The organism is Rhizobium etli CFN 42 (assembly GCF_000092045.1).
GTDB lineage: Bacteria > Pseudomonadota > Alphaproteobacteria > Rhizobiales > Rhizobiaceae > Rhizobium > Rhizobium etli.
Window position 1 is genome coordinate 4,080,725 of the sequence record NC_007761.1, and the last position, 24,709, is coordinate 4,105,433.

Genomic DNA, 24,709 nt, shown 5'->3' on the forward strand with positions numbered 1-24,709 from the left:
TCAGAAACCCGTCTTGCTCGTCTTGAGCAGAATATTGGTTTCGGTCGAATTGATACCGTTGATCAGCCGGATGCGGCGTAGCGTCTCGTCGAAGGAAGCAAGGTCGCGATCCTCGAGTTCGGCGACGAAGTCCCATTTGCCGTTGGTGCTGTGGAGCGCGCGCACCTGGGGCAGGCCCCTCAATTGATCGGCCACCCTGTCGGCAAGCTTGCCGAGCACTTCGATCATGACGATGGCGCGCACGCCGGCGGAACGCGTTTCATGCCCGGTGCGGATGGTGAAGCCGACGATGGTGCCGCTGGCGACCAACCGGTCGATACGCGCGGCAACCGTTGCCCGCGATGCTCCGGTCATCGCCGCCAGCGAGGAGACGGAAATCCGGGCATTATGGCGCAGGGCGCTCAGAAGTTCTGTGTCAAGATCGTCCATGCTGATCACTTTGTCAGAAGTGCTTTATCAATCTGCGCAATCATAATCCATTTCTGGCACTTTTCCATCTTTTTGCCGCCAGCCCTTTATCCCACTATCGGCCAAAACAGGCCTCAACACGGAGCCCTCGAATGAATGTCCAATCGCGATCTGTCACCCTCATCGGCGCACCATTGGAAGAGGGCTCCGGCCGCAGAGGCGCTGCCATGGGCCCTGCGGCGCTGCGCATTGCCGGTGTCGACCAGACGCTGATCGATCTCGGCCACGATGTCGCCGATAATGGCGATCTCGGTATCGTGCCGGCGATGGATCTGCCGAATCATCCGAAAGCCCACAATCTGAGGATCGTCGGCGCCTTCACCCGCGCGCTCGAAAGCAGCGTCCACGACGTCGCCGCCGCCGGCCGTTTTCCGCTCATTCTCGGCGGCGACCACAGCCTTTCCATGGGCAGCGTCTCCGGCATGGCCCGTTATGCCGCCAGCAAAGGCCGCCCACTCTTCGTGCTCTGGCTCGATGCCCATGCCGATTTCAACTCTCCGGCCACCTCGCCCTCCGGCAATATTCACGGCATGCCTGTCGCCTTCTTCTGCGGCGAGGCGGAGTTCGCCGAAATCCTGCCGAAGGACCGTCCCTTCGTCGATCCGAAAAATGTCTTCCAGGTCGGCATTCGTTCCGTCGATGCGCGCGAACGCGAGGAAATCCATGAACATGGCGTCAACGTCTTCGATATGCGCGCCATCGACGAGCAGGGCATCGGCGCCATCGTGCGGGACATTCTCGACGTCGTCGCCAAGGCGGACGGCCTGCTGCATGTCAGCCTCGATGTCGATTTCCTCGATCCCGAGATTGCCCCCGGCGTCGGCACGACGGTGCCCGGCGGCGCGACGTTCCGCGAGGCGCATCTTGTCATGGAAATGCTGTCTGACAGCGGCCTTGTGTCGTCGCTCGATCTCGTCGAGCTCAATCCGTTTCTCGACGATCGCGGCAAGAGCGCCCGCATCCTGGTGGAGTTGACGGCAAGCCTCTTCGGCCGCCGCATCTTCGATCGTCCAACCCGTGCCGCATAGAGGGAGAACGGCCATGAACACTTCGGAAAAACTGATCGCCACAGAACAGCGACTCGGCGCCAACAATTACAAGCCGCTCGACGTGGTGCTGACGCGCGGCGAGGGCGTTCATGTCTGGGATACCGATGGCAACCGTTATCTTGATTGCCTTTCGGCCTATTCCGCCGTCAACCAGGGCCATTGTCATCCAAAAATCCTTGCCGCCATGGTCGAGCAGGCGGGTAGGCTGACGCTCACCTCCCGCGCTTTCCGCAACGACCAGCTCGCCTATCTCTACGAAGAGCTTGCGGCGCTGACCGGCTCGCACAAGATCCTGCCGATGAATTCCGGCGCCGAAGCCGTGGAGACCGCCATCAAAGCAGTGCGCAAATGGGGATACGAGGTCAAGGGCGTGCCGGAAGGCCAGGCGGAGATCATCGTCTGCGCCGACAACTTCCACGGCCGGACGCTGAGCATCATCAGCTTCTCCACCGATCCCGACGCTCGCACCGGCTTCGGCCCCTACACGCCAGGTTTCCGCACCATTCCCTTCGGCGACGCCGAGGCATTCGCGGCCGCGATCAACAGCAATACGGTGGCCGCCCTGATCGAGCCGATCCAAGGCGAAGCTGGTGTCATCATCCCGCCGGCCGGTTATTTCTCCCGCATCCGCGAGCTCTGCACGGCAAACAACGTCACTCTGATCCTCGACGAGATCCAGACCGGCCTCGGCCGCACCGGCAAGCTCTTGGCCGAAGAGCACGAAGGCATCGAGGCCGATGTGACGCTGATCGGCAAGGCACTGTCCGGCGGCTTCTATCCTGTATCCGCCGTCCTTTCGAATTCCGAGGTGCTGGGTGTACTGAAGCCCGGCCAGCACGGCTCGACCTTCGGCGGCAATCCGCTCGCCTGCGCGGTGGCGCGCACCGCGCTGAAGGTTCTCGTCGAAGAGGGCATGATCGAGAATGCCGCTGAGATGGGCGACTATTTCCTCGAAGGCCTGCGGTCGATCCGTTCAAACATCGTCAGGGACGTGCGCGGCCGCGGCCTGATGATGGCGATCGAGCTGGAGCCCGAAGCCGGCGGCGCGCGGCAATATTGCCATGCGCTGAAGGAGCGCGGCCTCCTTGCCAAGGACACCCATGACCATACGATTCGCCTCGCTCCGCCCCTGGTCATCACGAGAGAACAGGTGGATTGGGCGGTCTCACAGATCGAAAAGACCATAGGCTGAAGTAAATCGCAGCTGAAAACCTTCGCAATGCCGCTCTCGATTTAGATTTGGGCAACACTCTTTCGCTAATGTCGTCGTAACCGTAACGATGCTTCGCTAAGTGCCAAGCCGTCGCGTGGTGTGAAGGCAAAGCTCGTCAGCGCCAATGGTGGCGCACCCGCTTCTGCTTTGGCTTACGACAGTTGGGAAGAATTCTAATGGCCACGATCAATTCCACTAGCTTCAGCGGCGATACGCTCGAGATCATTGCCTTCCGCCTGCATGATCAGGAATTTTGCGTGAAGACCACGACCATCCGCGAAATCCGCGGCTGGGCGCCGTCGACACCGATCCCGCATGCCCCGGCCGATGTCATCGGCGTCATGAACCTGCGCGGCTCGGTCATTCCGATTATCGATCTCGCCTACAAGCTCGGCATGAAGAGCACCGTCGCCAACGAGCGCAGCGCCATCGTCGTTGCCGAAGTTCACAGCATGGTCATCGGCATGCTGGTCGACCGCGTCTCGGATATCCTCACCATCTCCTCCAGCCAGGTCCAGCCGGTGCCCGAGGTGACCGCCTCTTTCGACCGCGCCTATTGCGAAGGCATCATCGCGTCGGAAAACGGGATGATCTGCTTCCTGAACCTCTCCAAGATGTTCAAGGAAAACGAAACGGACGACCTGGCAGCCTGATCCGCCAGTAGAATTCGCCGTCGAGAACCGCCCGTCCGGGCTCGCCCGTCCGGGCGGTTTTTTATTTGCGCACGGCAGCCAATCTTCGGATGCGGCAATACATTCTTGACGCCATCTCCAGCGGACTCACCGGCGCGGCATCTGGTTTCACACGTCGTCAGGGGCACGGCGCTGCCGCGGCAAGCGCCGACAGCTGGGAGGAATTGATCTTCGAGCCTTTCCTATAAATCGATTCCGGGAATTACGCCGTAGGACCAAGATGAAGCGCGCCGACGATCGGTTATCCGAACAACGCGAAGGTCGCCCGCAGCGTCACCCATACACCCCAGAGCAGCGGAATGCCGACGACTGCCCAGGCAAGCGCCGCCTTGGCATCGAGCCCGCCGGTACCGATGCCGAAGGAACCTATCGGCCCGGCATTGACGGCCGCCGACTTCGCCTGCAGCGCTGCGACCTCGTCATCCCTCATGAACCACTTGTCCGGGAGCGGCCTCACAAGCGCATTGGCGATGAGGCCGAGTGCCAACATGCCGGCGAGGATATACATCGTGCCGGTATAGAGGGTCGGACCGGATTGGTGGTCATCGTGCTCTTGGCAGCAGGCGGCGTCCAGCCATCCGGGCGCCAGTCAACTGGCGGAATGCGGCAGCCGAAGGCGCCGCTCATCGTGAAGACGAAATAGATCGCCGCCATGACGATGAAGGTCTGCCCAGACGCCGACCGAGGCATCGGTCTTGAAGGCATTCGTCAGCAGGTTGGCAAGAGGCGCACCGATCATCGCGCCGGCGCCGAAGCCCATGATCGTCATTCCGGTCGCCATGCCGCGCCGGTCGGGGAACCATTTGATCAGCGTCGAAACCGCGAGATGTAACCGAGGCCGAGACCTATGCCGCCGATGACGCCGGCGCCGAGCCACATCAGCCACAGCTGATGAGTGATGATGCCGACAGCGGCAAGCAGAATGCCGCCACACCAGCGCAGCAACGCTATAACGCTTCGATTTCCGCTTAGACCATATCTAAATCGATTTAAATTTTGAGGGCAGTGAATGTGAAAGGCAGCATGCTGCTGCCTCCGCAGGCATGAGCCAGTTGGATTACCGGATCTGGTGTGTTTCCGCCGCCGGTTTGCGGATGAGGGGAGCGGCCTGCAGCACGAGGGCATCCAGGCCGTTTTCCTCCTTTTCGAGAATTTCGAACAAATGCCGGCGCATACGCGGCTCCCAGAATTTGTTGATATGATTGGCGACCCCCTCAGCGGCCTCGTTGGCCGGCTGGCTCTTGAAGAAGGTGGCGATCTGGTTTGCCATATAGACGAGTTTGGTCTTGGTATCATGCGACATCGGCGATGCTTCCGGGCGAGATGCGGTGCGGGTGGGTGAAAATCTCGAAGTCCTCGCCGCGCACCAGGGCGACGAGCGTCATGCCGGCCTCTTCGGCCGCGCGAATGGCGAGAGCCGTCGGGGCTGAAATGGCGATAAGCACGGGGCTGCCGAGGATCGCTGCCTTCTGCACCATCTCGACCGAAAGCCGGCTGGTGACGACGACGGCGCCATCATCGCCGCTTTCGCCCGAGCCGATGACGGCGCCGCAGAGCTTGTCGAGCGCATTGTGCCGGCCGACATCTTCGCGCACGGCAACCAGACCTCTGCCGGGACGATAGAAGGCGGCGCCATGCACCGCCCGCGTCTCGCGATGCAGCGGCTGCGCCTCGTTCAGAAGCGAAACGGCGCGCACGATATCGGCATGCGAGAGTGACAGCGGTGATGTCGAGACATCCGGCACCGGCCGCACCGCCTGTTCGATCGATTCGATGCCACAGAGCCCGCAGCCGACCGGCCCCGCCATGCTGCGGCGCCGCGCCCGCAGCCGATCGGCGACGTCGTCGACAAGGCTGACCTGCACGTCGATTCCCTGCTCGCCCGCAACGACCTCGATGGCCGATATCTCCGCCCGCTCGGTGATGATTCCTTCGGTCAGGCTGAAGCCGACGGCAAAGTCTTCGAGGTCGGCGGGCGTCGCCATCATCACCGCATGCGAGCTGCCACCATAGGAAAAGGCGATCGGCACTTCTTCCGGCACGATACGAGAGCCGCTGTGCATGAGGCCGTTGCGGCGGGCGGTTTTGGGGGCGTGAGCGGTGGTGGGGAAGGTCATGGTTTTCGCGCCCTCATCCCCCTTTGGGTACCGCCCGGGGTCGAGCCGCGGGTCTCGCCCCGTCCTTCGGACTGCAATGGGGAGAAACCTCGCCGACAACGCCGAACCGTCCCCCCATCGTCACTCCGCAGCCTCCAGCTTGCCGGCGATGCGGCGCGATTGCCGTGCCTGCTCGTCATATTCCATCTGCCAATCGCTCGGCCCGTTGGAAGGCGAAACCTGCACCGCCGTCACCTTGTATTCCGGGCAGTTCGTCGCCCAGTCGGAATAGTCGGTGGTGATGACGTTTACCTGCGTGTTGGGATGATGGAAGGTCGTATAGACGACGCCGGGCGCCACACGATCGGTGATCAGCGCTCGGAGCGTCGTGTCGCCGGAGCGGCTCATGAGCTTCACCCAGTCGCCATCGCGGACGCCGCGCTGTTCGGCATCGTGCGGATGGATTTCCAGCCGGTCTTCCGCATGCCAGACGACATTTTCGGTCCGCCGCGTCTGCGCCCCGACATTGTACTGGCTGAGGATGCGGCCGGTGGTGAGCAGCAGCGGGAAGCGCGGACCGGTGCGCTCGTCGGTCGCCACATATTCGGTGCGGATGAACTTGCCCTTGCCGCGCACGAAGCCGTTGACATGCATGATCGGCGAGCCGAGCGGGTTCTTCTCGTTGCAGGGCCACTGCACCGAGCCCAGCTTATCGAGGTAATCGTAGGACACCAGGGCAAAACTCGGCGTCGTGGCGGCAATTTCGTCCATGATCTCCGACGGATGGCTATAATTCCAGTCGAGTCCCATGGCCTGAGCAAGCTTCTGTGTCACCTCCCAGTCGCCATAGCCGTTGCGCGGCGTCATCACCTTGCGTACGCGATTGATGCGGCGTTCGGCATTGGTGAAGGTGCCGTCCTTCTCGAGGAAGGTCGAGCCCGGCAGGAAGACATGGGCGTAATTGGCGGTCTCGTTGAGGAAGAGATCCTGCACGACCACGCATTCCATTGCCGCAAGGCCTGCTGCGACATGTTTGGTATCGGGATCGGACTGGAGGATGTCCTCGCCCTGGACATAAAGGCCCTTGAAGGAACCGTCGACCGCCGCGTCCAGCATGTTGGGAATACGCAGGCCCGGCTCGTTGTTGATCTTCACGCCCCAGAGCTTTTCGAAGATATCGCGCGTCGCATCGTCGGAAATGTGCCGGTAGCCGGGCAGTTCGTGCGGGAAGGAGCCCATGTCGCAGGAGCCTTGCACGTTATTCTGGCCGCGCAACGGGTTCACGCCGACGCCGGGACGGCCGATATTGCCGGTCGCCATCGCCAGATTGGCAATGGCGATCACCGTGGTCGAACCCTGGCTGTGCTCGGTAACGCCGAGGCCGTAATAGATCGCGCCATTGCCGCCCTTGGCATAGAGCCTTGCTGCACCGCGCAGATCCGCCGCTGGCACGCCGGTAAATGCCTCGGTCTCTTCAGGGCTGTGCTGCAGTTCGGCGACGAAGGCGGCCCAATCCTCGAATTCCGACCAGTCGCAACGCTCGCGGATGAAGGTCTCATCATAAAGCCCTTCGGTGACGATCACATGCGCCAGCGCCGTCATGACGGCGACATTGGTGCCGGGCTTCAGCGGCAGATGATATGAAGCCTCGACATGTGGCGACCGGACGATATCGGTACGGCGCGGATCGATGACGATAAGCTTGGCGCCCTGGCGCAGCCGCTTCTTCAGCCGCGAACCGAATACCGGATGGCCGTCGGTCGGATTGGCGCCGATGATGACGACGACATCGGAATGATCGACGCTGTCGAAATTCTGTGTGCCAGCCGAGGTGCCGAACGTCTGGCCGAGGCCGTAGCCGGTTGGCGAATGGCAGACGCGGGCGCATGTATCGACATTGTTATTGCCGAAACCGGCCCGGACCAGCTTCTGCACCAGATAGGTTTCCTCATTGGTACAGCGAGAGGAGGTGATGCCGCCGATCGCGTCGCGGCCATATTGATACTGGATGCGGCGGAACTCCGACGCCACATGCGCGAACGCCTCGTCCCAGCTCACCTCCCGCCAGGGGTCGCTGATCTTTTCGCGGATCATCGGGTTGAGGATGCGGTCCTTGTGAGTGGAATAACCGTAGGCGAAGCGGCCTTTGACGCAGGAATGGCCGCGATTGGCCTGTCCGTCCTTCCACGGGACCATGCGCACCAGCTCCTCGCCGCGCATCTCCGCCTTGAAGGAGCAGCCGACGCCGCAATAGGCGCAGGTGGTGACGGCCGAATGTTCCGGCTGGCCGATCTCGATCACCGATTTCTCCGTCAGCGTCGCCGTCGGACAGGCCTGGACACAGGCGCCGCAGGAAACGCATTCGGAATCCATGAAATTCTCATGCATGCCGGGTGACACACGGGAGCCGAAACCGCGCCCCTCGATCGTCAGCGCAAAAGTGCCCTGCACTTCCTCGCAGGCGCGCACGCAAAGCGAACAGACGATGCATTTGGAGGGATCGTAGGTGAAATAGGGATTGGACTCGTCCTTCGGCATCCATTTCAGATTGATGTCGCCGTTGCTGCGCGCCTTGACGTGATTGTCGCCCTCATAGCCGTAGCGCACGTCACGCAGGCCGACAGCGCCTGCCATGTCCTGCAACTGGCAATCGCCATTGGCAGCGCAGGTGAGACAGTCGAGCGGATGATCGGAAATGTAGAGCTCCATCACGCCGCGGCGGATATCCTTCAATCGTCCCGTCTGCGTGTGCACCACCATGTTTGCCGCGACCGGCGTCGTGCAGGAGGCCGGCGTGCCAGGGCGGCCCTCGATCTCGACGAGACAGAGCCGGCAAGAGCCGAAGGCATCAACCATGTCGGTGGCGCAGAGCTTCGGCACCTCGATGCCGGCTTCCATTGAGGCGCGCATGATGGAGGTGCCTTCCGGCACGCTGATCTGCTGCCCATCAATGGTGAGCGTCACCATGGTTTCGGATTTCGAAGCGGGAGTGCCGTAGTCGATTTCATGGATGAGAGACATGGTCGGCCTCCTGTAGGGAAATGGGATTGCGCAGGTCACGGCATGCGGCTGCAGCTTGGAAGATCATCACTCGGCAGCCTCCACGACCGGTGCCGGCACAAAATCTTCCGGGAAATGCGTCATAGCGCTCATCACGGGATAGGGCGTGAAACCGCCGAGCGCGCAGAGCGACCCGAATTTCATGGTATTGCAGAGATCGCCGAGCAACACCCGGTTCTTCTCCGGCTCAATGCCGCGCGCGATCTTGTCGACCGTTTCGACGCCGCGCGTCGAGCCGATGCGGCAGGGCGTGCACTTGCCGCAGCTTTCGACGGCGCAGAATTCCATGGCGAAACGCGCCTGCTTCAGCATGTCGGCCGTGTCGTCGAAGACGACAATGCCGGCGTGGCCGATGAGCCCGTCCTTGGCGGCAAAGGATTCGTAGTCAAAAGGCGTATCGAACAGCGCCCGCGGGAAATAGGCGCCGAGTGGTCCGCCGACCTGCACGGCCTTGACCGGTCGGCCGGTCCTCGTGCCGCCACCGATCCTGTCGACGATATCGCCGAGTGAAAGGCCGAAGGCTGTTTCGTAGAGACCGCCATATCTGACATTGCCGGCGATCTGCAGCGGAATGGTGCCGCGCGAGCGGCCCATGCCGAAATCGCGGTAGAAGGCGGCGCCCCTTTCCATGATGACAGGCACCGAAGCCAGTGAGATCACATTGTTGATGACGGTCGGACAGTCGAATAGCCCCTTATGCGCCGGCAGCGGCGGTTTGGCGCGCACAATGCCGCGCTTGCCCTCGAGACTATTCAAGAGGGCCGTTTCCTCGCCGCAGACATAAGCGCCGGCGCCGGTGCGCACCTCGATATCGAAGGCGCGGCCCGAGCCAAGCACCGACGGGCCTAGAATGCCGGCCTGCCGGGCGATGCCGATCGCCTCGCTCATCACCGCGATAGCATGAGGATATTCCGAACGGGTGTAGACGAACCCCTTCGTGGCGCCGGTCGCAAGCCCCGCAATCGCCATGCCCTCGATCAGCACGAAGGGATCGCCCTCCATGATCATCCTGTCGGCAAAGGTGCCGCTATCGCCCTCATCGGCATTGCAGACGATATATTTGCGTTCGCCGCTGGCATCGAGAACGGTTTTCCACTTGATGCCGGTGGGAAAACCGGCACCGCCGCGTCCGCGCAGGCCGGAATCCGTGACTTCCTTGACGATTTCGACAGGCGTCATCGAAACAGCCCGACGAAGGCCGGCAAGGCCGCCATGCGCCTCATAATCGCCAAGCGAAAGCGGGTCGGTGATGCCGCAGCGGGCGAAGGTCAGGCGGGTCTGTTCCTTCAGGAACGGGAGGTCTTCAACCTCCCCGAGACAGAGCGGGTGGCCGCCGCCGCTGAGCATTCCGGCGTCAAAAAGAGCAGGCACATCCATTGCTTTCACCGGCCCGTAGCCGATGCGCTTGCCGGTGACCTCGATTTCAACAAGCGGCTCCAGCCAGAACATTCCGCGCGAGCCGTTGCGCACGATCTCGGCATCGAGGCCGCGGGCGACGATCTCCTGGGCAATCGCCTTTGCCACCTTTTCGGCCCCGAGCGCCAGCGCAGCGGCATCGCGCGGAACATATATCTTGACAGTCATCGGCGCGCCTCCGCAACGAGCTCCGTCGCGAGTTGATCGTCGAGCCGGCCATAAACCTCGCCGTCGAGCATTGCCGACGGGGCGCAGGCGCAGAGCCCGAGGCAATAGACCGCCTCCAGCGTCACGCTGCCGTCGAGCGTCGTCTGGTGAAAATCGATGCCGAGCAGCGCCTTGATGCGCTCAGCCAGCGCGTCGCCGCCCATCGACTGACAGGCCTCGGCGCGACAGAGCTTCAGCACATGCCGCCCGGCGGGGTGATCGCGATAATCGTGATAAAAGGTCATCACCCCATGCACTTCGGCGCGCGAGAGGTTCAGTTCCTCCGCGATCACGGGCAGGGCTTGCTGCGGCACATAGCCGAATTCCTGCTGAACTTGATGAAGAATGGGAAGCAGCGGCCCTTCAAGGGAGCGAAGGTCGGCGACAATGGAACGCGTGCGCGCTGCGATATCGCCTTCGGCGATATGAATGGTCATAAGGCAGCCCTCCCAGCCGCTTGCTCGTTGCGGAATGGCGCTCTCCACCGGCATGAGGCCATCCCCTCATGCAGCATCTCAGGGAAGCCGGCGACGATCAATAAAGCTATCTCGTGGATTGATAGGTTTTTTCTATCAGAGCTCTTCATCCCGCACGAGCACGCGCGCTTCATGCAGCAAGGCCGACACGAGCGGCGTGAAGGGTTCGCGATAGGGCGCGACGAGGCCGACCAGATGGTGGGCCTCCGGCTCGACGATCGGAATCATGCGAATTTCTATTGGGAATCCGAATGATTTCGCGACGTTGCGCGGCATGATGCTTGCCCAGCGCCCGGTTCTGACATGCGAGAACAGCACGATCATCGAGTTGGATTCGAGAGTTGGATGTACGGTCGCGCCCGCTTCCGTCAGGTGCCGGTTGATGATGCGTCGGTTCTGCATGTCGGCGGTCAATAGACAAAGCCGAAGATCGCCGACCTCCTTCCAGGTCACGTTGTCGCGATCGGACAGCGGGCTGCCCGCAGCCGTGATCAGGTGATAGCGCTCGGCGTAGAGGGGAACACTGGTGACACGTCCGAGCGGCTCATTTTCAAGATAGGTGATACCGGCATCGATCTCGAGATTTTCGAGCATGCTCAGCACCTGCAGCGAGTTCCGCGAGACGATCGAGAAGGTCACTCCCGGATGTCGTTCCTGAAAGGGCGTGGTGATGCGCGAAAGCATGGCGAGCGCGGTCGGAATGGCAGCGAGGCGGATGTGGCCGGAAAGACCACGGCGGGCGGCGCGCATCTCTTCCCGCATGGTGCGGGCATCGCCGACGATGCGCCGCGCCCATTCAAGCACGCGCTGCCCCTCCGGCGTCAGCCCCTGAAACCGCGAGCCGCGCTGCACCAGCATGACACCAAGCTGATCTTCAAGCTGCCGGATGGCGGCCGAGAGTGTCGGCTGGGAGATCCCGCACTCCTCCGCGGCACGGCCGAAATGCTTTTCGTTGGCAAGGGCGATGAAAAATTCCAGCTTGTCGATCATCCGGACTCCCGATCCGGCGCGAAATCATCCGGATCAGCCTATCTTCGACGCAGCAACTGTGCTCCGCAAGGGCGGTACTAATTGTTTTCAGCAGCCGGAAAAAGATCGAACAACGATTCAAGGAAGGCAAGCACGCTTGTATTGCCGATACGGTAATAGACCAGCCTACCCTGACGGCGCGTATTGACGAGGCCTTCAAGCCTCAAACGCGCGAGCTGCTGCGAGACCATTGCCTGCTGAATGCCGAGAATGTTTTCGATTTCACCCACCGTCCGCTCCTCGGTCGCGAGTATGCAAAGAATCAGAAGTCGGGTCTGGTGCGCCAGCGCCTTCAGCAGATTGCTGGCCTCACGAGCGTTTCCAGCAAGTTTGTGCAGTTCCTGACCGGACATTCCCGGCTCGGGCTTGGGCAAGGGCATTCGACATCTCGGAAGGGAAGCGAAAAGGCAGATCAGCACAATAGCATATTCGCACACGCGAATTTGCCAAAAGTAATGAAATGTCAAAAAAGGTCTAACTAAATCAGCAGATAAGCTGACCGCCATTGATCTCGAGGACCTGGCCGGTAATGTATCCGGAGAGGGAGGGTGCCGCCAGGAACAGATAGGCCGGAGCGCAATCCTCCGCTGTTCCCAGCCGCTGCAAGGGAATAGACTTTCTCGTTTGCTCCAGCTTTTCGCGGGAGGAATAGCGCTCATGGAAATCCGTCTCGATCGTTCCGGGCGAAACACAATTGACGCGGATGCCCTCCGGCGCGAGCTCGCGGGCAAGCGCCTTGGAATAGGTTGAAACGAAGGCTTTCGAGGCGGAGTAGATCGAAGAACCGGGACTGCCGCCGGTCAGCGCTGAAATTGAAACGGTGTTGACGATGGCAGCGCCTTCCGCCGCCTTCAATGCCGGCAGCAGCGCACGCGTCAGCGCCACCACCGACGTCTGGTTCAAACGCACGATCGCCTCATAATCTGCGTCGGTGAGTGTGGCAGCCGGAAAACGGCCGAGCATGGTGCCGGCGTTATTGACGAGCACATGCACCTTGTCGAAGAAGGCGAGCGCATTTTCGGCAAATTGCGCAGCGCCGCCAGCGGCGGTGAAATCGGCGTGCAGCAGCAGCGCCCGCCTTTCGGATTCAGCCGTCAGCAGAAAATCCGGCAGGTCGCGTCCCGGCTTGCGTCCGGTATGGACGATCACCTTCGCGCCGCAGTCCAGGAACTGCCGGGCCACTTCGAGGCCGATGCCCCGCCCGGCGCCAGTTACGATGACATTGCGATTTTCGAATAGTCTCGGATGGAACACGAAGCCGTCCTCCTCGCGGACAATGCCGCCTGTTGCGCCATTCGCCCTTAACATATGAGCGCGCCGGGCGAAAGAAAGGCGGCATCATCTTTCCGCGAGAGGCTAGCGCTCTTCCCCGAAAGCTCACACTTCGTTTTCGCTCTCCAGCAGCCGCGGGCCCGGCCCTTCCTCGCCGAGCCGATCGAAGGGATTGCGCAACGGACAGCTTTCGATCGACAGGCAGCCGCAGCCGATGCAGCCGGTCAGACGGTCTCGCAGCAGGCTCAGCCGTCTGATTCGCGTGTCGAGTTCATCCTTCCAGCGCGCCGACAGCGTCTGCCAGTCGGCAACCGTCGGCGTGCGTCCCTGCGGCAGGGAGGCAAATGCCGTCTGGATTTCCGAAAGCGGAATGCCGACACGTTGCGCCACCTTGACGATGCCGAGCCGGCGAAGAACATCGCGTCCGTAGCGCCGCTGGTTGCCGCGCGTGCGGATACTCGAGATCAGCCCCTTGGCCTCATAGAAATGCAGCGCCGAGACGGCAAGACCACTGCGTTGCGCCACTTCGCCGACCGTCAGAAGCCTGCCGAGCGGCGTTGCGGAAATCCTATTCATCGCCTATTGACCTCAATATTAGTTGAGGTTTTATAACCCCTCCTCCCCGCGCCGTAAAGCGCGAGGCGCAGGAAGGAACGACGGTGAGATCATCCGGTCGATGCAAGCTGAATTGATGGCATGGGCGCTTGCCCGCCCCGCACTGATCGCCCCTGCCGATATTGCCGCTTAAAAGCAAGCGCTCGGGTTCCGTTCCCGGCAGGTACGGAACCTCGGAAAACACCCGGACAGGACCTCGTCCGGGTGTTTTTTCATCTGCGATCCCTTTGCAATTTTGCGGTTGCGGCAAGAAAACCCCGATGATAGTTTTCGCCGAAATAACAGGGGAGCTCCGTGTCGCCGGGGCTGAGATGCGAGGCGCAGGCCTCCGAACCCTTCTAAGCTGATCTGGGTAATGCCAGCGGAGCGAGGTCCAAATGTATTTCGGCGCACAAGTGTCACTCTACTCGACGTCCGGCAATTCCGCCGGCATTCCTATCGATGCCGTCGAGGCAATCGCCCCCAATCGCGGCAGGCTGCGCATCGAGATCGATGTCCTCGACAGGTTTGCGGGGACGGCCCGACGAATGCCTGAAATCGAACGCCGATGACATCCCCACGACCATCGGATTCGCGCCTTGCGACGCTCTATCTCGCCGTATACCGGGCAATGCCCGCCCTGCTCGCAGGCCTTGCCTTCCTGGCGGCATGGGAACTCTATGTCGATCTTTCCGGCATCAAACCGTCCATTCTGCCGGCGCCTTCGCGCATCCTTGTCCAGGGCTGGCTGAACCGAGAGGGGCTGATGTCAAACACCTGGCCGACGCTCGGCGCGACACTCGGCGGTTTCGCTCTCTCGCTCGCCTTCGCCTTCGCCTCTTCGATCCTGATGGATTTCATGCCGTTCATGCGCCGGGCACTGCTGCCGATCTTCATTGCCAGTCAGACCCTGCCGCTAGTGGCGATCGCACCCCTCGTCGTTCTCTGGTTCGGTTTCGGCCTTTTGCCGAAGATATTGCTGGTGGCCCTCGTCACCTTCTTCCCGCTGCTCGTCGCCCTGCTTCAGGGCTATGAGGCGACCGATCGCGACATTGCCGAGCTCTTGAATTCGATGAAAGCGAGCCGCTGGCGCATTTTCCGCCTGGCGCGGTTTCCCTCGTCGCTGCCCTATTTCTTCGCCGGCCTCCGAATCTCGATCACCTATGCCGTCGTCGGCGCAATCTTTGCCGAATATGCCGGCGCTGCAAGCGGCCTCGGCATTTATATCCTCAACGCCAAGAACAATTTCCGTCCCGATCTCGTGCTCGCCGCCGTGATCGTCAGCGCTCTCTTGACGCTCTGCCTCTTCGCGCTGACGCTGGTTATCCAGCGTTTCGTCATGCCCTGGCAGCCATCCCAGGAGCGGCGCCGATGACCGGTCAGATGCTTGAGCTGCGCAACATCTCGAAATCCTTCGACGGCATGAAGGTTCTGGGCGGCATTTCACTCACCGTCGCAAACGGCGAGTTCGTCTCGATCGTCGGCCCATCCGGCTCCGGAAAATCGACCGTGCTGAGACTGCTGACACAGGCGCTGCGGCCTGATTCCGGCGCCATGCTTTTCAACGGTGCAGCGCTGGAACAGACGCCGCATTCCTTTGCCTTCATGCCGCAACGCGATGCGCTGATGCCCTGGCGCCGGATCATCGATAATGCCGCGCTCGGCCTGGAAGTGAAGGGCATGAGTCGTCGGGCGGCCCGCGCCGCTGTCGCGCCCCTCTTCGAGCGGTTCGGCCTTGCCGGCTTCGAGCATCACTACCCCGCCTCTCTTTCCGGCGGCATGCGCCAGCGTGCTGCACTGCTGCGCACCGTCATCCAGAAGCAGGACATGCTGCTGCTCGACGAGCCTTTCGGCGCGCTCGATGCGCTGACCCGCACACAGATCCAGGAGTGGCTGCAAGGCATGTGGACCGAACATCGCTGGACGGCGCTGCTAATCACGCACGATGTCCGCGAGGCCGTTTTCCTCTCCGATCGGATTTACGTGCTGTCTGCCCGCCCGGCCCGCGTCATCCGCGAATTCCGTGTCCCCCTGCCCCGCCCGAGAAGCATCGCCGATGTCGGCTCACCCGCGGCTCAGGCAATCGAGACTGAAATCCTGCAAACCCTGCTGCATCCGCTAGAACAGGATGATATTAGGCCAGTCGGCCCAAAATCCGAATCCTGTTCCAATCTAAAGAGTTAGAGCCTGATGTCGTTCGAAAACCGGACTTTTCGGCGTCATGCTCTAACGACCTGAGGAGGTCACCATGCCGCTTCTCACCCGCCGCCAGACGATTCTCGCCGCCATCGCAACAAGCCTCGCCGGCCGCGCCGCCTTTGCCCAACCGGCCCCCGCCAAGGTTCGCATCGCGCTCGACTGGACGCCCAACACCAACCACATCGGCATCTACGTCGCCAAGGCGAAGGGCTTCTACACGGCCGCCGGCCTCGATGTCGAAATTCTACCCTTTACCGACACCAGCGCCGGCACGCTGGTGTCGAACGGGGTCGCCGATTTCGGCATCAGCAGCGAGATCGAGGCACTGACCCAGCGGGCTGGCGGCGGTGACGTGAAGATGGTCTACGGCGTCGTCCAGACGGAAACCGCACGCCTGATCTTCAAGGGCGGGCGCGACGACATCAAGAGCCCCAGAGATCTCGACGGCAAGACCTATGGCGGCTTCGGCGGTACCTGGGAAAGCGCGCTGGTCTCGGCGATGATCCGCAATGACGGCGGCAAGGGCGACGTCAAGACCGTCACCCTCGGCACCTCCGCCTATGAGGCGCTGGACAATGGCTCGATTGATTTCACGCTGGAGATCTACACCTGGGAGGGCATCGCCGCCGAGCTGGAGAACCGGAAGATCAGCCGCTTTCATTATTCCGATTACGGCATTCCCGACGAGCAGACGACGGTCATCGTTTCCAGCGACGCTTATCTCTCGGCCAGTCGAGAACACGCGCGCGCCTTCATCCAGGCCACACGTCAAGGCTATGTCTACTCCATCGACCATCCCGACGAAGCCTGCGACCTGCTGATATCAGGAAGCAACGGTGCGCTGATGAACACGGAACTGGTAAAAGCATCTCAGAAGGCGTTGATCGAAGGCCATTTCCTGAGATCTGAGGCCGGGGTGATCGGCACCCTTGACCCGGCAAAGGCCGATGCCATCGGCGGCTTCCTGGTCGAGAACGGCATCCTCGTCGATGCGAATGGCGTCGTGCTCAAGGAGAAGCCGGATTTTTCCACCTATTATACCAACGAACTCCTCGGCTGAGCCCGCCCCGGCCTTGCCGACGCGGCCTTCCGCGGCAATGCTTCGGGCCTGGCGGTTCGAGCCGAATAGGGCAGGGCGGGGAACGACATGCGAGCACAAGACAGACTGGCCGGAGCCGACTTTCTGCGCGCGATTGCCTGCTTGTTGGTGCTCGCGCATCATCTCGCGCTCCGGCTGGATATGCGCAGAATTCCGGACGAATTGGCGGCGACGGCAAACGTCCTCCGCTTCGGCAATTTCGGCGTCGCCATCTTCTTCGTGCTCAGCGGCTTTCTGCTTGCCCGCCCCTTCTGGCACGCTCTCGACGCCGGCGGCGCCATGCCGAACCTTGGGCACTACGCCATCCGCAGGTTGGCACGCATTGCTCCGGGCTTCTGGTTCGCCGCCAGCGTCAGCTTCGTCCTCAGCCTGACACTGCTTGCCCTGCCGCTAACACCGGAACTCGTCGTCCGCTACGTCTCGGGACTACTGTTCATGAGCCAGTGGCATTGGCGCACGTTTTTTCCCGTCGAAGCCGATGGGCCGCTCTGGTCCATTCCCTTCGAGGTGACCAGCTATTTGCTCCTGCCGGTCGGCTTTTTCCTGCTGTTTCGCTTGCCGCTGCTGCGGCGACGTCCGTTCTTCGCCCGCGCCGCCTGGCTCGGCGTCGTTGCGGTCGTCCTTCTTGCCCATCTGGTGATCCTGAGGCTCTTTGCGCTCGACGATATCGGGCGTGGCTGGGCATATGGCCTGCAGGGCGGGGCGAAGGAATGGATGCCTAACTATAATCCGATCGGCTTCTTTGCCGTCTTCGCGCTCGGCGCGCTTGCCGCCGGCATCGAAGTGATGTTGCCGGCTAGACGCTCTCCCTGGTTCGATGCCGCAGCACTCCTGGCCCTTGCGATTGCCGGTTACCGCCTCCTCATATCCCCCGGTGGCTCGGCCGAAGGTTACGGCTGGCTTGACATCCCTTATGGATTTCCGGTCTTCCCACTGGCCGTCGCAACAACGCTCATTTCACTCAGCCATTCGCAGGGTCTGGGCAGGCTGCTTGATAACGCTCCTATCCGCTACGTCGCCAAAATCTCCTTCGGCATTTACATCTGGCAGGAGATCATCCTGACATTGATCCAGAGACTCGCCCCCGGTTCGTTCGGGGCCGCCTCGGTGAATGTGGTCACCGGCTGGCTGCAATCCTGCACACTGACGGCGGCGCTGATTTTTCTGGTGGCAAGCCTCAGTTATTATCTGTTGGAACGACCGGCAATCGACTTGGGTAACCGCCTGACATCGCGCCGCCTGATCGGGCTACTCCTTTAAAAGTATAATTTCGAATACCACTCAACTAGAGGCATTAGAGTTAACGCGAAGTACTCCCATTTTTGGCGTCTTTATGCTTACCGATTTCTTATTTATAACGATGACAAACCATACGTAAGCATGTATCTGTCTCCCCGCTGTTCAGTATCGCATCTAAACTTCTGGGCTTTGAGTAATGAATGCTTTTACTTCGAAGATAAGTTCACGCTTCGATTCGTCTCAGCGTCAGAACAAAATCCGGGCCCTGGTGGTAGCGAACTCCAACATTCGCCAGCCGGACAGCTATTCCGGCGTCGAAGGGAAGGCGGCTCTGCGATTGGCCGTAAAGCGGCTGATCGACATCGTCATCTCGGCCAGCGCTCTCCTCGTGCTGGCGCCGCTTTTCCTGGCAATCGCTCTTTTCATCAAACTCGACGATGGCGGCCCCGTTTTCTTCCGTCAGATCCGTTGGGGCCTGAACGGCCGGAAGATCACCGTCTTCAAGTTCCGCTCGATGCACACCGACGCTTGCGATCCCAGCGGCATCCAGCAAACCGTCAAGGGCGACAGGCGGGTGACCGGCATCGGCGCTCTGCTCCGCAGGACCAACATTGATGAGCTGCCGCAGCTTCTAAACGTCCTCAGGGGCGACATGTCCCTGGTCGGTCCGCGCTGCCATGCCATCAACATGCGCGCGGCCGGCAGGCTCTACGAAGAATTGGTGCCGAACTACCACCATCGCCACATCATGCGCCCCGGCATCACCGGCCTCGCGCAGACACGCGGCTGGCGCGGACCGACGGCGCGCCCGCTGCAAGCCCGGGCTCGCATCGCCTGCGATATCTATTATGTCAGGAATTTCAGCCTGCTGCTCGATCTGAAAATTCTGTTCAAAACGCTGGTCATCGAGTTGCGCGGCGGCACCGGCTTCTAGTGAGAGTCTGCCCGGTTCAAAGCATCGCGCGCAAAGATGTGCGGCCACGAAAACGACTGCGCAAAACAAAGCGCTAAAGCGCGAGAGGCGAATCTGAAAGATCGCGACATGCTTCAGCACATCGACCCAAATCAGAAAACACTATCGGTTTATTAAGGGCCGCAGCGCCTTTGCGCGCCTTGGAGATGGACGGCGCGGCAAGTGTGGCCTCTTCGTTATAAGCCGGGCAAAAACGGCTTTGAACGCCTGCTCTTTCTTTCAAGCTCTTCGATGATGTCGCTTCGACCTTGGCTCGAAGACAACAAAACAAAAAAGCGGCCTTCGAGGGCCGCCTTTCATTGATGCTGTCGGTGTGGTCAATCCTGCTGGACGATGCCACGAAGATGCGTCAGTTCCATGATGAAGTGCTCGAGCCTCGACTTGTGCTCATGCAGCTCGGCATGTTCGAGCTCCTTGCGGGCAGCCTCGATGCGGCGGGTCAGTTCGTCCTTATGGAGTTCCTCGACCGGAACGGCGGATTCGGCCAGCAGCGTGCAGCCCGTCGGCAGAATATCGGCAAAACCGCCGAATACCACATAGTCCTGCTTCTTGCCGGAAGCCGAACGCACGCTCACCACGCCCGGCTTGATTGTCGTCATTGTCGGCGCGTGGTTCGCCATGACGGTCATCTCACCCTCGGTCGCCGGAACGACAACCTCCGTCACCATCTCCGACAGCAGCAGACGCTCCGGCGAAACGAGCTCAAAGTTGAAATTGTCAGCCATCAGTGACTTACCTTCTCGGCTATGGCTTTTGCATCTTGCAAATTTGTCCCGCAGAACGGGCAGTGCAGTATGGCCTGGTCGAGATATCCGAGGCCCTCCTCGGTCTGAACCAGTCCGACAACCATCATCAGCACGCCATTATCGGCACGATAGACAGTTGGCGCGGCCGGTTCCGGAAGTTCTGCCACGACCCCGTTGAGGGAGTCGCAGCAGAATATCTCGTCCTGGGCGTCGCTCATCAAGCGGCAGCGAGCTTCTTGGCCTTCTCGATAGCTTCGTCCATCGAACCGACCATATAGAACGCGGCTTCCGGCAGATTGTCGTATTCGCCGTTGACGAGGCCCTTGAAGCCCTTGATCGTGTCTTCGAGGGCAACCAGCTTGCCCGGCGAACCGGTGAACACTTCTGCGACGAAGAACGGCTGCGACAGGAAGCGCTCGATCTTGCGGGCGCGGGCGACGGCGAGCTTGTCTTCTTCCGACAGTTCGTCCATGCCGAGGATGGCGATGATGTCCTGCAGGGCCTTGTAGCGCTGCAGCGTCGACTGAACCTTACGGGCCACTTCGTAGTGCTCTTCGCCGACAACCATCGGGTCGAGCATGCGCGAGGTGGAGTCGAGCGGGTCGACCGCCGGATAGATGCCCTTTTCAGCAATCGAGCGCGACAGAACCGTCGTTGCGTCCAAGTGGGCGAACGAGGTTGCCGGCGCCGGGTCGGTCAAGTCGTCGGCCGGAACGTAAATGGCCTGGACCGATGTGATCGAGCCCGTCGTTGTCGTGGTGATGCGTTCCTGCATCTGACCCATATCGGTTGCAAGCGTCGGCTGATAGCCCACGGCCGAAGGAATACGGCCGAGCAGAGCCGACACTTCGGAACCTGCCTGCGTGAAGCGGAAGATGTTGTCGACGAAGAACAGAACGTCCTGGCCCTGGTCGCGGAAATGTTCTGCGACGGTCAGGCCGGTCAGAGCGACGCGAGCGCGGGCGCCCGGCGGTTCGTTCATCTGGCCGTAAACAAGCGCAGCCTTGGAGCCTTCGCCGCCACCATGCTTGTTGACGCCCGATTCGATCATTTCGTGGTAAAGGTCGTTGCCTTCGCGGGTACGCTCACCCACGCCTGCGAAGACCGAATAACCACCATGCGCCTTGGCGACATTGTTGATCAGTTCCATGATGAGAACGGTCTTGCCGACGCCGGCGCCGCCGAACAGGCCGATCTTGCCGCCCTTTGCGTAAGGAGCGAGAAGGTCGACGACCTTGATACCGGTGACGAGGATCTGCGCTTCCGTAGACTGCTCGACATAGGCAGGAGCGTCCTGGTGGATGGCGCGTTTGTGAGCGGTGTTCAGCGGCCCTGCTTCGTCGACCGGCTCGCCGATGACGTTCATGATGCGGCCGAGCGTTTCATCGCCGACCGGAACCGAGATCGGAGCGCCGGTATCGATGACCTGCTGGCCGCGAACGAGACCTTCGCTCGAGTCCATCGCGATCGTGCGGACTTCGTTTTCGCCCAGATGCTGAGCGACTTCGAGAACCAGGCGATTGCCGTTGTTGTCGGTTTCAAGCGCGTTCAAGATCGCCGGCAGTTCGCCTTCGAAAGCAACGTCGACGACGGCGCCGATAACCTGGGTGACTTTGCCGACAGAGCGGGTAGCTGCCTCAGCCATTTTCTTACCCTCTTTTCCTAACTCAGAGCGCTTCCGCGCCCGAAATGATTTCAATCAGTTCCTTGGTGATCTGAGCCTGACGCTGACGGTTGTAGCTCAGCGTCAGCTTGTTGATCATCTCACCGGCATTGCGCGTCGCATTGTCCATGGCGCTCATTTTGGCGCCCATCTCGCCTGCGACGTTCTCCAGGAGCGCGCGGAAGATTTGGACGGAGATGTTGCGCGGGATCAGATCGCCGAGAATCGACGCCGGATCCGGCTCGTATTCGTAGACGGCGCCTGCATGTTCTGCATCTTCGGCGACGGCCTCAGGAGCCTTGGCCGGGATCAGCTGCTGCGCGGTCGGCACCTGGCTGATTACCGACTTGAATTCGGAGTAGAACAACGTGCAGACGTCGAACTCGCCGGCGGAAAACATCTCGATGACGCGCTTGCCGATTTGGTCGGCATTCTCGAAACCGATCTTCTTGACTTCGCGCAATTCCTTGCGCTCGATGATCAACGGCGCAAATTCGCGGCGAAGGATGTCGTAACCCTTCTTGCCGACGGTGAAGATCTTCACCGTCTTGCCCTCTGCCAGCAGCTTGCGGATATGGTCGCGTGCAAAGCGGGCAATCTGCGAATTGAAACCGCCGCAGAGACCGCGTTCGGCCGTGCAGACCACCAGAAGATGGACCTTGTCCTGGCCGCTGCCGGTCATCAGCGCCGGTGCGCCATCCGCATCGGTGACGGCCTTGGCGATATTAGCCAGAACCGCACCCATGCGCTGCGAATAAGGCCGGGCGGCCTCGGCCGCCTCCTGCGCACGCCGAAGCTTCGCCGCGGCGACCATTTTCATCGCCTTGGTGATCTTCTGCGTCGCCTTGACGGAGGCGATCCGGTTTTTCAGATCCTTAAGTGAAGGCATCCGTTGTCCGTCCTAACCTAGGCCGATTACTGGAAAGACTTGGCGAAGCTATCGAGAGCAGCCGTAAGCTTGCCCTTGGTATCGTCGCTGATAGCCTTTTCCGTGCGGATTGCGTCGAGGATGGCGGAGCCTTCCGAGCGCAGATAGGACAACAGGCCCTGTTCGAACTTGCCGACCTGTGCGACCGGCAGCTTGTCGAGATAGCCGTTGACGCCGGCGAAGATCACAGCGACCTGCTCTTCCGTCTTCAGCGGCGAGAACTGCGGCTGCTTCAGGAGTTCCGTCAGGCGTGCACCGCGGTTCAGCAGGCGCTGCGTCGCAGCGTCGAGGTCCGAACCGAACTGGGCGAAGGCGGCCATTTCGCGGTACTGGGCGAGTTCGCCCTTGATCGAGCCGGCGACCTGCTTCATCGCCTTGATCTGGGCCGACGAACCGACGCGGGAAACCGAGAGACCAACGTTAACGGCCGGGCGGATACCCTGGTAGAACAGGTCGGTTTCGAGGAAGATCTGACCGTCGGTGATCGAGATCACGTTGGTCGGGATGAAGGCCGACACGTCGTTGCCCTGCGTTTCGATGACCGGGAGAGCTGTCAGCGAACCGGCGCCCTTGTCGTCGTTCATCTTTGCAGCACGCTCGAGCAGGCGCGAATGCAGGTAGAAAACGTCGCCCGGATAGGCTTCGCGGCCCGGCGGACGGCGCAGCAGCAGCGACATCTGGCGATAGGATACGGCCTGCTTCGACAGGTCGTCGTAACCGATCAGCGCGTGCATGCCGTTGTCGCGGAAATATTCACCCATGGCGCAACCGGCGAACGGAGCCAGGAACTGCATCGGCGCCGGGTCGGATGCCGTCGCGGCAATGATGATCGAATACTTCAGCGCGCCGCGCTCTTCGAGCACCTTGACGAACTGGGCAACGGTGGAGCGCTTCTGGCCGACGGCGACGTAGACGCAGTAAAGCTTCTCGCCTTCCGGACCGTTGTCGTGAATGGCCTTCTGGTTGAGGAAGGCATCGAGCAGGATCGCGGTCTTGCCGGTCTGGCGGTCGCCGATGACAAGCTCGCGCTGACCGCGGCCGACCGGGATGAGCGCGTCGATGGCCTTGAGGCCGGTCGACATCGGCTCATGAACCGACTTGCGCGGAATGATGCCCGGAGCCTTGACGTCGACGCGCGAACGGCGGGTCGCATTGATCGGGCCCTTGCCGTCGATCGGATTGCCGAGCGCGTCGACGACGCGGCCGAGCAGCTCAGGACCGACCGGAACGTCGACGATGGCGCCGGTCCGCTTGACGGTGTCGCCTTCCTTGATGTCGCGGTCGGAGCCGAAAATAACGACACCGACGTTGTCAGATTCAAGGTTCAGAGCCATGCCGCGGATGCCGCCGGGGAACTCGACCATTTCACCGGCCTGGACGTTGTCCAGACCGTAAACGCGAGCAATACCGTCACCGACGGAGAGAACCTGGCCGACTTCCGAGACTTCTGCCTCTTTGCCGAAATTTTTGATCTGGTCTTTGAGAATTGCGGAAATTTCCGCGGCGCGGATATCCATCAGCCGACCTCTTTCAATGCAAGCTTAAGGGTAGAGAGTTTGGTACGAAGAGACGTATCAATCTGACGGGACCCGACCTTGACGATCAGACCACCAAGAATTGACGGATCAACCGTGACGGCAATCGCCACGTCTTTGCCGGTGACGCCCTTCAGCGCCGCCTTCAATTCATTTTCCTGCTCTGCGGTCAGAGCATGGGCCGAGGTGACCTCGGCGGAGATTTCACCGCGGTGATTCGCAGCAATGACGCGGAAGGCCTTGATCATGCCCGGCAGGGCGAACAGGCGGCGGTTGCGCGCCACGACCTTCAGGAAATTGGCGAAGAAGCCGCTGATGCCGGCCCTCTCGCTAATGGCGATGATCGCCTTCAGCTGATCCTCGGCGGAGAAAACCGGGCTCGCGACGAAGCGCTTCAGTTCGGCGCTTTCATCCAGCATCGCCTGGAAACGGTCGAGATCGGCGGTTACGCTGTCGACGGCGCCCTGTTCGAGCGCCAACTCGAAAAGCGACGAGGCATAGCGCTCTGCAACACCAGAAGTAAGCTGGGACGTGTCTGCCACTGGCACAAATTTCCCTGATTTCAATCCAAAATCCGGCTCTCGGCGGGCGCCGAACCTATGATCTTGAATTCGTTTTGATTTCCCCCAGAAATCACAAGAGAAGCCTCTTGCTTCTTCCGAAATTCGGGGTCCGTCTAACATAGGATGTTCGGACTCGCAACACGCGTAACGTCCGAATACGCCTTTCACATGAATTTCTGTTCGCAAAATTGC

At 61.1% G+C, this 24,709-nt stretch carries 24 protein-coding genes, 2 pseudogenes and 1 riboswitch; of the genes and pseudogenes, 9 read left to right on the forward strand and 17 right to left on the reverse strand.

Annotation, left to right across the window (positions count from 1 at the left end; translation table 11 throughout):
• Positions 1–429, reverse strand: a complete 429-nt coding sequence (locus RHE_RS19695; protein ID WP_011427046.1) for an Lrp/AsnC family transcriptional regulator — start codon at positions 427–429, stop codon at positions 1–3.
• Between the two features lie 131 nt (positions 430–560).
• On the opposite strand from RHE_RS19695, the gene rocF reads away from it, so the two are divergent.
• The 3 genes from rocF (at position 561) to RHE_RS19710 (ending at position 3,383) form a co-directional block, all read left to right on the forward strand.
• Entirely contained in the window at positions 561–1,496 is a 936-nt protein-coding gene (rocF, locus tag RHE_RS19700; protein WP_011427047.1) for an arginase, read from the forward strand.
• Between the two features lie 13 nt (positions 1,497–1,509).
• Positions 1,510–2,709 (forward strand): ornithine--oxo-acid transaminase, encoded by a 1,200-nt coding sequence (gene rocD, locus RHE_RS19705; RefSeq protein ID WP_011427048.1) that lies wholly within the window; start codon positions 1,510–1,512, stop codon positions 2,707–2,709.
• A 197-nt stretch (positions 2,710–2,906) separates the two neighbouring features.
• Positions 2,907–3,383, forward strand: coding sequence for a chemotaxis protein CheW (locus RHE_RS19710; RefSeq protein ID WP_011427049.1), 477 nt, complete (start codon positions 2,907–2,909; stop codon positions 3,381–3,383).
• 280 nt (positions 3,384–3,663) lie between these two features.
• Here the strand turns inward: RHE_RS19710 and RHE_RS32980 are convergent.
• From RHE_RS32980 to soxR, 10 genes and pseudogenes are all read right to left on the reverse strand, one after another.
• A pseudogene (locus tag RHE_RS32980) lies at positions 3,664–4,376 on the reverse strand (MFS transporter); the annotation flags it as partial.
• 103 nt (positions 4,377–4,479) lie between these two features.
• Positions 4,480–4,725, reverse strand: coding sequence for a formate dehydrogenase subunit delta (locus RHE_RS19720; RefSeq protein WP_011427050.1), 246 nt, complete (start codon positions 4,723–4,725; stop codon positions 4,480–4,482).
• The gene (gene fdhD, locus RHE_RS19725; protein WP_011427051.1) at positions 4,715–5,539 is read right to left on the reverse strand and encodes a formate dehydrogenase accessory sulfurtransferase FdhD; all 825 of its coding nucleotides are present in this window, start codon (positions 5,537–5,539) and stop codon (positions 4,715–4,717) included. The genes RHE_RS19720 and fdhD overlap by 11 nt, the downstream gene beginning before the upstream one ends.
• A gap of 120 nt (positions 5,540–5,659) precedes the next feature.
• The gene (gene fdhF / locus RHE_RS19730; protein WP_011427052.1) at positions 5,660–8,539 is read right to left on the reverse strand and encodes a formate dehydrogenase subunit alpha; all 2,880 of its coding nucleotides are present in this window, start codon (positions 8,537–8,539) and stop codon (positions 5,660–5,662) included.
• Positions 8,540–8,605: 66 nt separating this feature from the next.
• Positions 8,606–10,162 carry a formate dehydrogenase beta subunit gene (locus RHE_RS19735; RefSeq protein WP_011427053.1) on the reverse strand — a complete coding sequence of 519 codons (1,557 nt, stop codon included), beginning with the start codon at positions 10,160–10,162 and terminating at the stop codon, positions 8,606–8,608.
• On the reverse strand, positions 10,159–10,638 hold the full coding sequence (locus RHE_RS19740; RefSeq protein ID WP_011427054.1) for a formate dehydrogenase subunit gamma: 480 nt from the start codon (positions 10,636–10,638) through the stop codon (positions 10,159–10,161). Before RHE_RS19740 ends, RHE_RS19735 begins: the two co-directional genes overlap by 4 nt.
• Before the next feature lie 135 nt (positions 10,639–10,773).
• Positions 10,774–11,667, reverse strand: a complete 894-nt coding sequence (locus RHE_RS19745) for a LysR family transcriptional regulator (RefSeq protein ID WP_011427055.1) — start codon at positions 11,665–11,667, stop codon at positions 10,774–10,776.
• Positions 11,668–11,744: 77 nt separating this feature from the next.
• Complete coding sequence (locus RHE_RS19750; RefSeq protein ID WP_011427056.1) at positions 11,745–12,086, reverse strand: ArsR/SmtB family transcription factor; 342 nt, start codon at positions 12,084–12,086, stop codon at positions 11,745–11,747.
• Between the two features lie 103 nt (positions 12,087–12,189).
• A complete protein-coding gene (locus tag RHE_RS19755) occupies positions 12,190–12,960 on the reverse strand; it encodes an SDR family NAD(P)-dependent oxidoreductase (RefSeq protein ID WP_042119344.1) in 771 nt (256 codons plus the stop codon).
• Positions 12,961–13,083: 123 nt separating this feature from the next.
• On the reverse strand, positions 13,084–13,554 hold the full coding sequence (gene soxR, locus RHE_RS19760; protein WP_011427058.1) for a redox-sensitive transcriptional activator SoxR: 471 nt from the start codon (positions 13,552–13,554) through the stop codon (positions 13,084–13,086).
• 312 nt (positions 13,555–13,866) lie between these two features.
• Positions 13,867–13,980: riboswitch (TPP riboswitch) on the forward strand.
• Between soxR and RHE_RS33710 the strand changes: the two genes are divergently transcribed.
• The 6 genes and pseudogenes from RHE_RS33710 to RHE_RS19785 all read left to right on the forward strand — a co-directional run bounded on the left by RHE_RS33710 (position 13,971) and on the right by RHE_RS19785 (position 19,043).
• The gene (locus RHE_RS33710) at positions 13,971–14,144 is read left to right on the forward strand and encodes a hypothetical protein (RefSeq protein WP_157700419.1); all 174 of its coding nucleotides are present in this window, start codon (positions 13,971–13,973) and stop codon (positions 14,142–14,144) included. Its footprint overlaps the riboswitch before it by 10 nt.
• Positions 14,141–14,947 (forward strand): ABC transporter permease, encoded by an 807-nt coding sequence (locus RHE_RS19765; protein WP_011427059.1) that lies wholly within the window; start codon positions 14,141–14,143, stop codon positions 14,945–14,947. Before RHE_RS33710 ends, RHE_RS19765 begins: the two co-directional genes overlap by 4 nt.
• The gene (locus RHE_RS19770; RefSeq protein WP_011427060.1) at positions 14,944–15,756 is read left to right on the forward strand and encodes an ABC transporter ATP-binding protein; all 813 of its coding nucleotides are present in this window, start codon (positions 14,944–14,946) and stop codon (positions 15,754–15,756) included. The genes RHE_RS19765 and RHE_RS19770 overlap by 4 nt, the downstream gene beginning before the upstream one ends.
• Before the next feature lie 64 nt (positions 15,757–15,820).
• The gene (locus RHE_RS19775; protein WP_011427061.1) at positions 15,821–16,831 is read left to right on the forward strand and encodes an ABC transporter substrate-binding protein; all 1,011 of its coding nucleotides are present in this window, start codon (positions 15,821–15,823) and stop codon (positions 16,829–16,831) included.
• Between the two features lie 87 nt (positions 16,832–16,918).
• Positions 16,919–18,138 (forward strand): annotated as a pseudogene (locus RHE_RS19780) (acyltransferase family protein).
• Between the two features lie 167 nt (positions 18,139–18,305).
• Positions 18,306–19,043, forward strand: a complete 738-nt coding sequence (locus RHE_RS19785; RefSeq protein WP_011427063.1) for a sugar transferase — start codon at positions 18,306–18,308, stop codon at positions 19,041–19,043.
• Between the two features lie 356 nt (positions 19,044–19,399).
• Here RHE_RS19785 and RHE_RS19790 read toward each other — a convergent pair whose 3' ends face one another.
• The 6 genes from RHE_RS19790 to RHE_RS19815 are packed head-to-tail and all read right to left on the reverse strand — an operon-like array spanning position 19,400 to position 24,502.
• The gene (locus tag RHE_RS19790; protein WP_011427064.1) at positions 19,400–19,807 is read right to left on the reverse strand and encodes a F0F1 ATP synthase subunit epsilon; all 408 of its coding nucleotides are present in this window, start codon (positions 19,805–19,807) and stop codon (positions 19,400–19,402) included.
• A complete protein-coding gene (locus tag RHE_RS19795) occupies positions 19,807–20,046 on the reverse strand; it encodes a hypothetical protein (protein WP_020922459.1) in 240 nt (79 codons plus the stop codon). Before RHE_RS19795 ends, RHE_RS19790 begins: the two co-directional genes overlap by 1 nt.
• A complete protein-coding gene (gene atpD, locus RHE_RS19800; RefSeq protein WP_011427065.1) occupies positions 20,046–21,473 on the reverse strand; it encodes a F0F1 ATP synthase subunit beta in 1,428 nt (475 codons plus the stop codon). The genes RHE_RS19795 and atpD overlap by 1 nt, the downstream gene beginning before the upstream one ends.
• 22 nt (positions 21,474–21,495) lie before the next feature.
• Positions 21,496–22,380, reverse strand: coding sequence for a F0F1 ATP synthase subunit gamma (locus RHE_RS19805; protein WP_011427066.1), 885 nt, complete (start codon positions 22,378–22,380; stop codon positions 21,496–21,498).
• 26 nt (positions 22,381–22,406) lie between these two features.
• Positions 22,407–23,936, reverse strand: a complete 1,530-nt coding sequence (atpA, locus tag RHE_RS19810; protein ID WP_011427067.1) for a F0F1 ATP synthase subunit alpha — start codon at positions 23,934–23,936, stop codon at positions 22,407–22,409.
• On the reverse strand, positions 23,936–24,502 hold the full coding sequence (locus tag RHE_RS19815; protein ID WP_011427068.1) for a F0F1 ATP synthase subunit delta: 567 nt from the start codon (positions 24,500–24,502) through the stop codon (positions 23,936–23,938). The genes atpA and RHE_RS19815 overlap by 1 nt, the downstream gene beginning before the upstream one ends.
• Positions 24,503–24,709: the final 207 nt, after the last annotated feature.

Excerpts from the sequence above, each read along its gene's own strand:
- RHE_RS19695 (WP_011427046.1), bottom strand. The coding sequence starts at position 429 with ATGGACGATCTTGACACAGAACTTCTGAGCGCCCTGCGCCATAATGCC.
- RHE_RS19770 (WP_011427060.1), top strand. The coding sequence starts at position 14,944 with ATGACCGGTCAGATGCTTGAGCTGCGCAACATCTCGAAATCCTTCGAC.
- RHE_RS19735 (WP_011427053.1), bottom strand. The coding sequence starts at position 10,162 with ATGACTGTCAAGATATATGTTCCGCGCGATGCCGCTGCGCTGGCGCTC.
- fdhD (WP_011427051.1), bottom strand. The coding sequence starts at position 5,539 with ATGACCTTCCCCACCACCGCTCACGCCCCCAAAACCGCCCGCCGCAAC.
- RHE_RS19765 (WP_011427059.1), top strand. The coding sequence starts at position 14,141 with ATGACATCCCCACGACCATCGGATTCGCGCCTTGCGACGCTCTATCTC.
- atpA (WP_011427067.1), bottom strand. The coding sequence starts at position 23,936 with ATGGATATCCGCGCCGCGGAAATTTCCGCAATTCTCAAAGACCAGATC.
- RHE_RS19775 (WP_011427061.1), top strand. The coding sequence starts at position 15,821 with ATGCCGCTTCTCACCCGCCGCCAGACGATTCTCGCCGCCATCGCAACA.
- RHE_RS19750 (WP_011427056.1), bottom strand. The coding sequence starts at position 12,086 with ATGCCCTTGCCCAAGCCCGAGCCGGGAATGTCCGGTCAGGAACTGCAC.
- RHE_RS19745 (WP_011427055.1), bottom strand. The coding sequence starts at position 11,667 with ATGATCGACAAGCTGGAATTTTTCATCGCCCTTGCCAACGAAAAGCAT.
- fdhF (WP_011427052.1), bottom strand. The coding sequence starts at position 8,539 with ATGTCTCTCATCCATGAAATCGACTACGGCACTCCCGCTTCGAAATCC.
- RHE_RS19805 (WP_011427066.1), bottom strand. The coding sequence starts at position 22,380 with ATGCCTTCACTTAAGGATCTGAAAAACCGGATCGCCTCCGTCAAGGCG.
- RHE_RS33710 (WP_157700419.1), top strand. The coding sequence starts at position 13,971 with ATGTATTTCGGCGCACAAGTGTCACTCTACTCGACGTCCGGCAATTCC.
- rocD (WP_011427048.1), top strand. The coding sequence starts at position 1,510 with ATGAACACTTCGGAAAAACTGATCGCCACAGAACAGCGACTCGGCGCC.
- RHE_RS19790 (WP_011427064.1), bottom strand. The coding sequence starts at position 19,807 with ATGGCTGACAATTTCAACTTTGAGCTCGTTTCGCCGGAGCGTCTGCTG.
- RHE_RS19720 (WP_011427050.1), bottom strand. The coding sequence starts at position 4,725 with ATGTCGCATGATACCAAGACCAAACTCGTCTATATGGCAAACCAGATC.
- RHE_RS19795 (WP_020922459.1), bottom strand. The coding sequence starts at position 20,046 with ATGAGCGACGCCCAGGACGAGATATTCTGCTGCGACTCCCTCAACGGG.
- atpD (WP_011427065.1), bottom strand. The coding sequence starts at position 21,473 with ATGGCTGAGGCAGCTACCCGCTCTGTCGGCAAAGTCACCCAGGTTATC.
- RHE_RS19785 (WP_011427063.1), top strand. The coding sequence starts at position 18,306 with ATGAATGCTTTTACTTCGAAGATAAGTTCACGCTTCGATTCGTCTCAG.
- RHE_RS19740 (WP_011427054.1), bottom strand. The coding sequence starts at position 10,638 with ATGACCATTCATATCGCCGAAGGCGATATCGCAGCGCGCACGCGTTCC.
- RHE_RS19710 (WP_011427049.1), top strand. The coding sequence starts at position 2,907 with ATGGCCACGATCAATTCCACTAGCTTCAGCGGCGATACGCTCGAGATC.
- rocF (WP_011427047.1), top strand. The coding sequence starts at position 561 with ATGAATGTCCAATCGCGATCTGTCACCCTCATCGGCGCACCATTGGAA.
- soxR (WP_011427058.1), bottom strand. The coding sequence starts at position 13,554 with ATGAATAGGATTTCCGCAACGCCGCTCGGCAGGCTTCTGACGGTCGGC.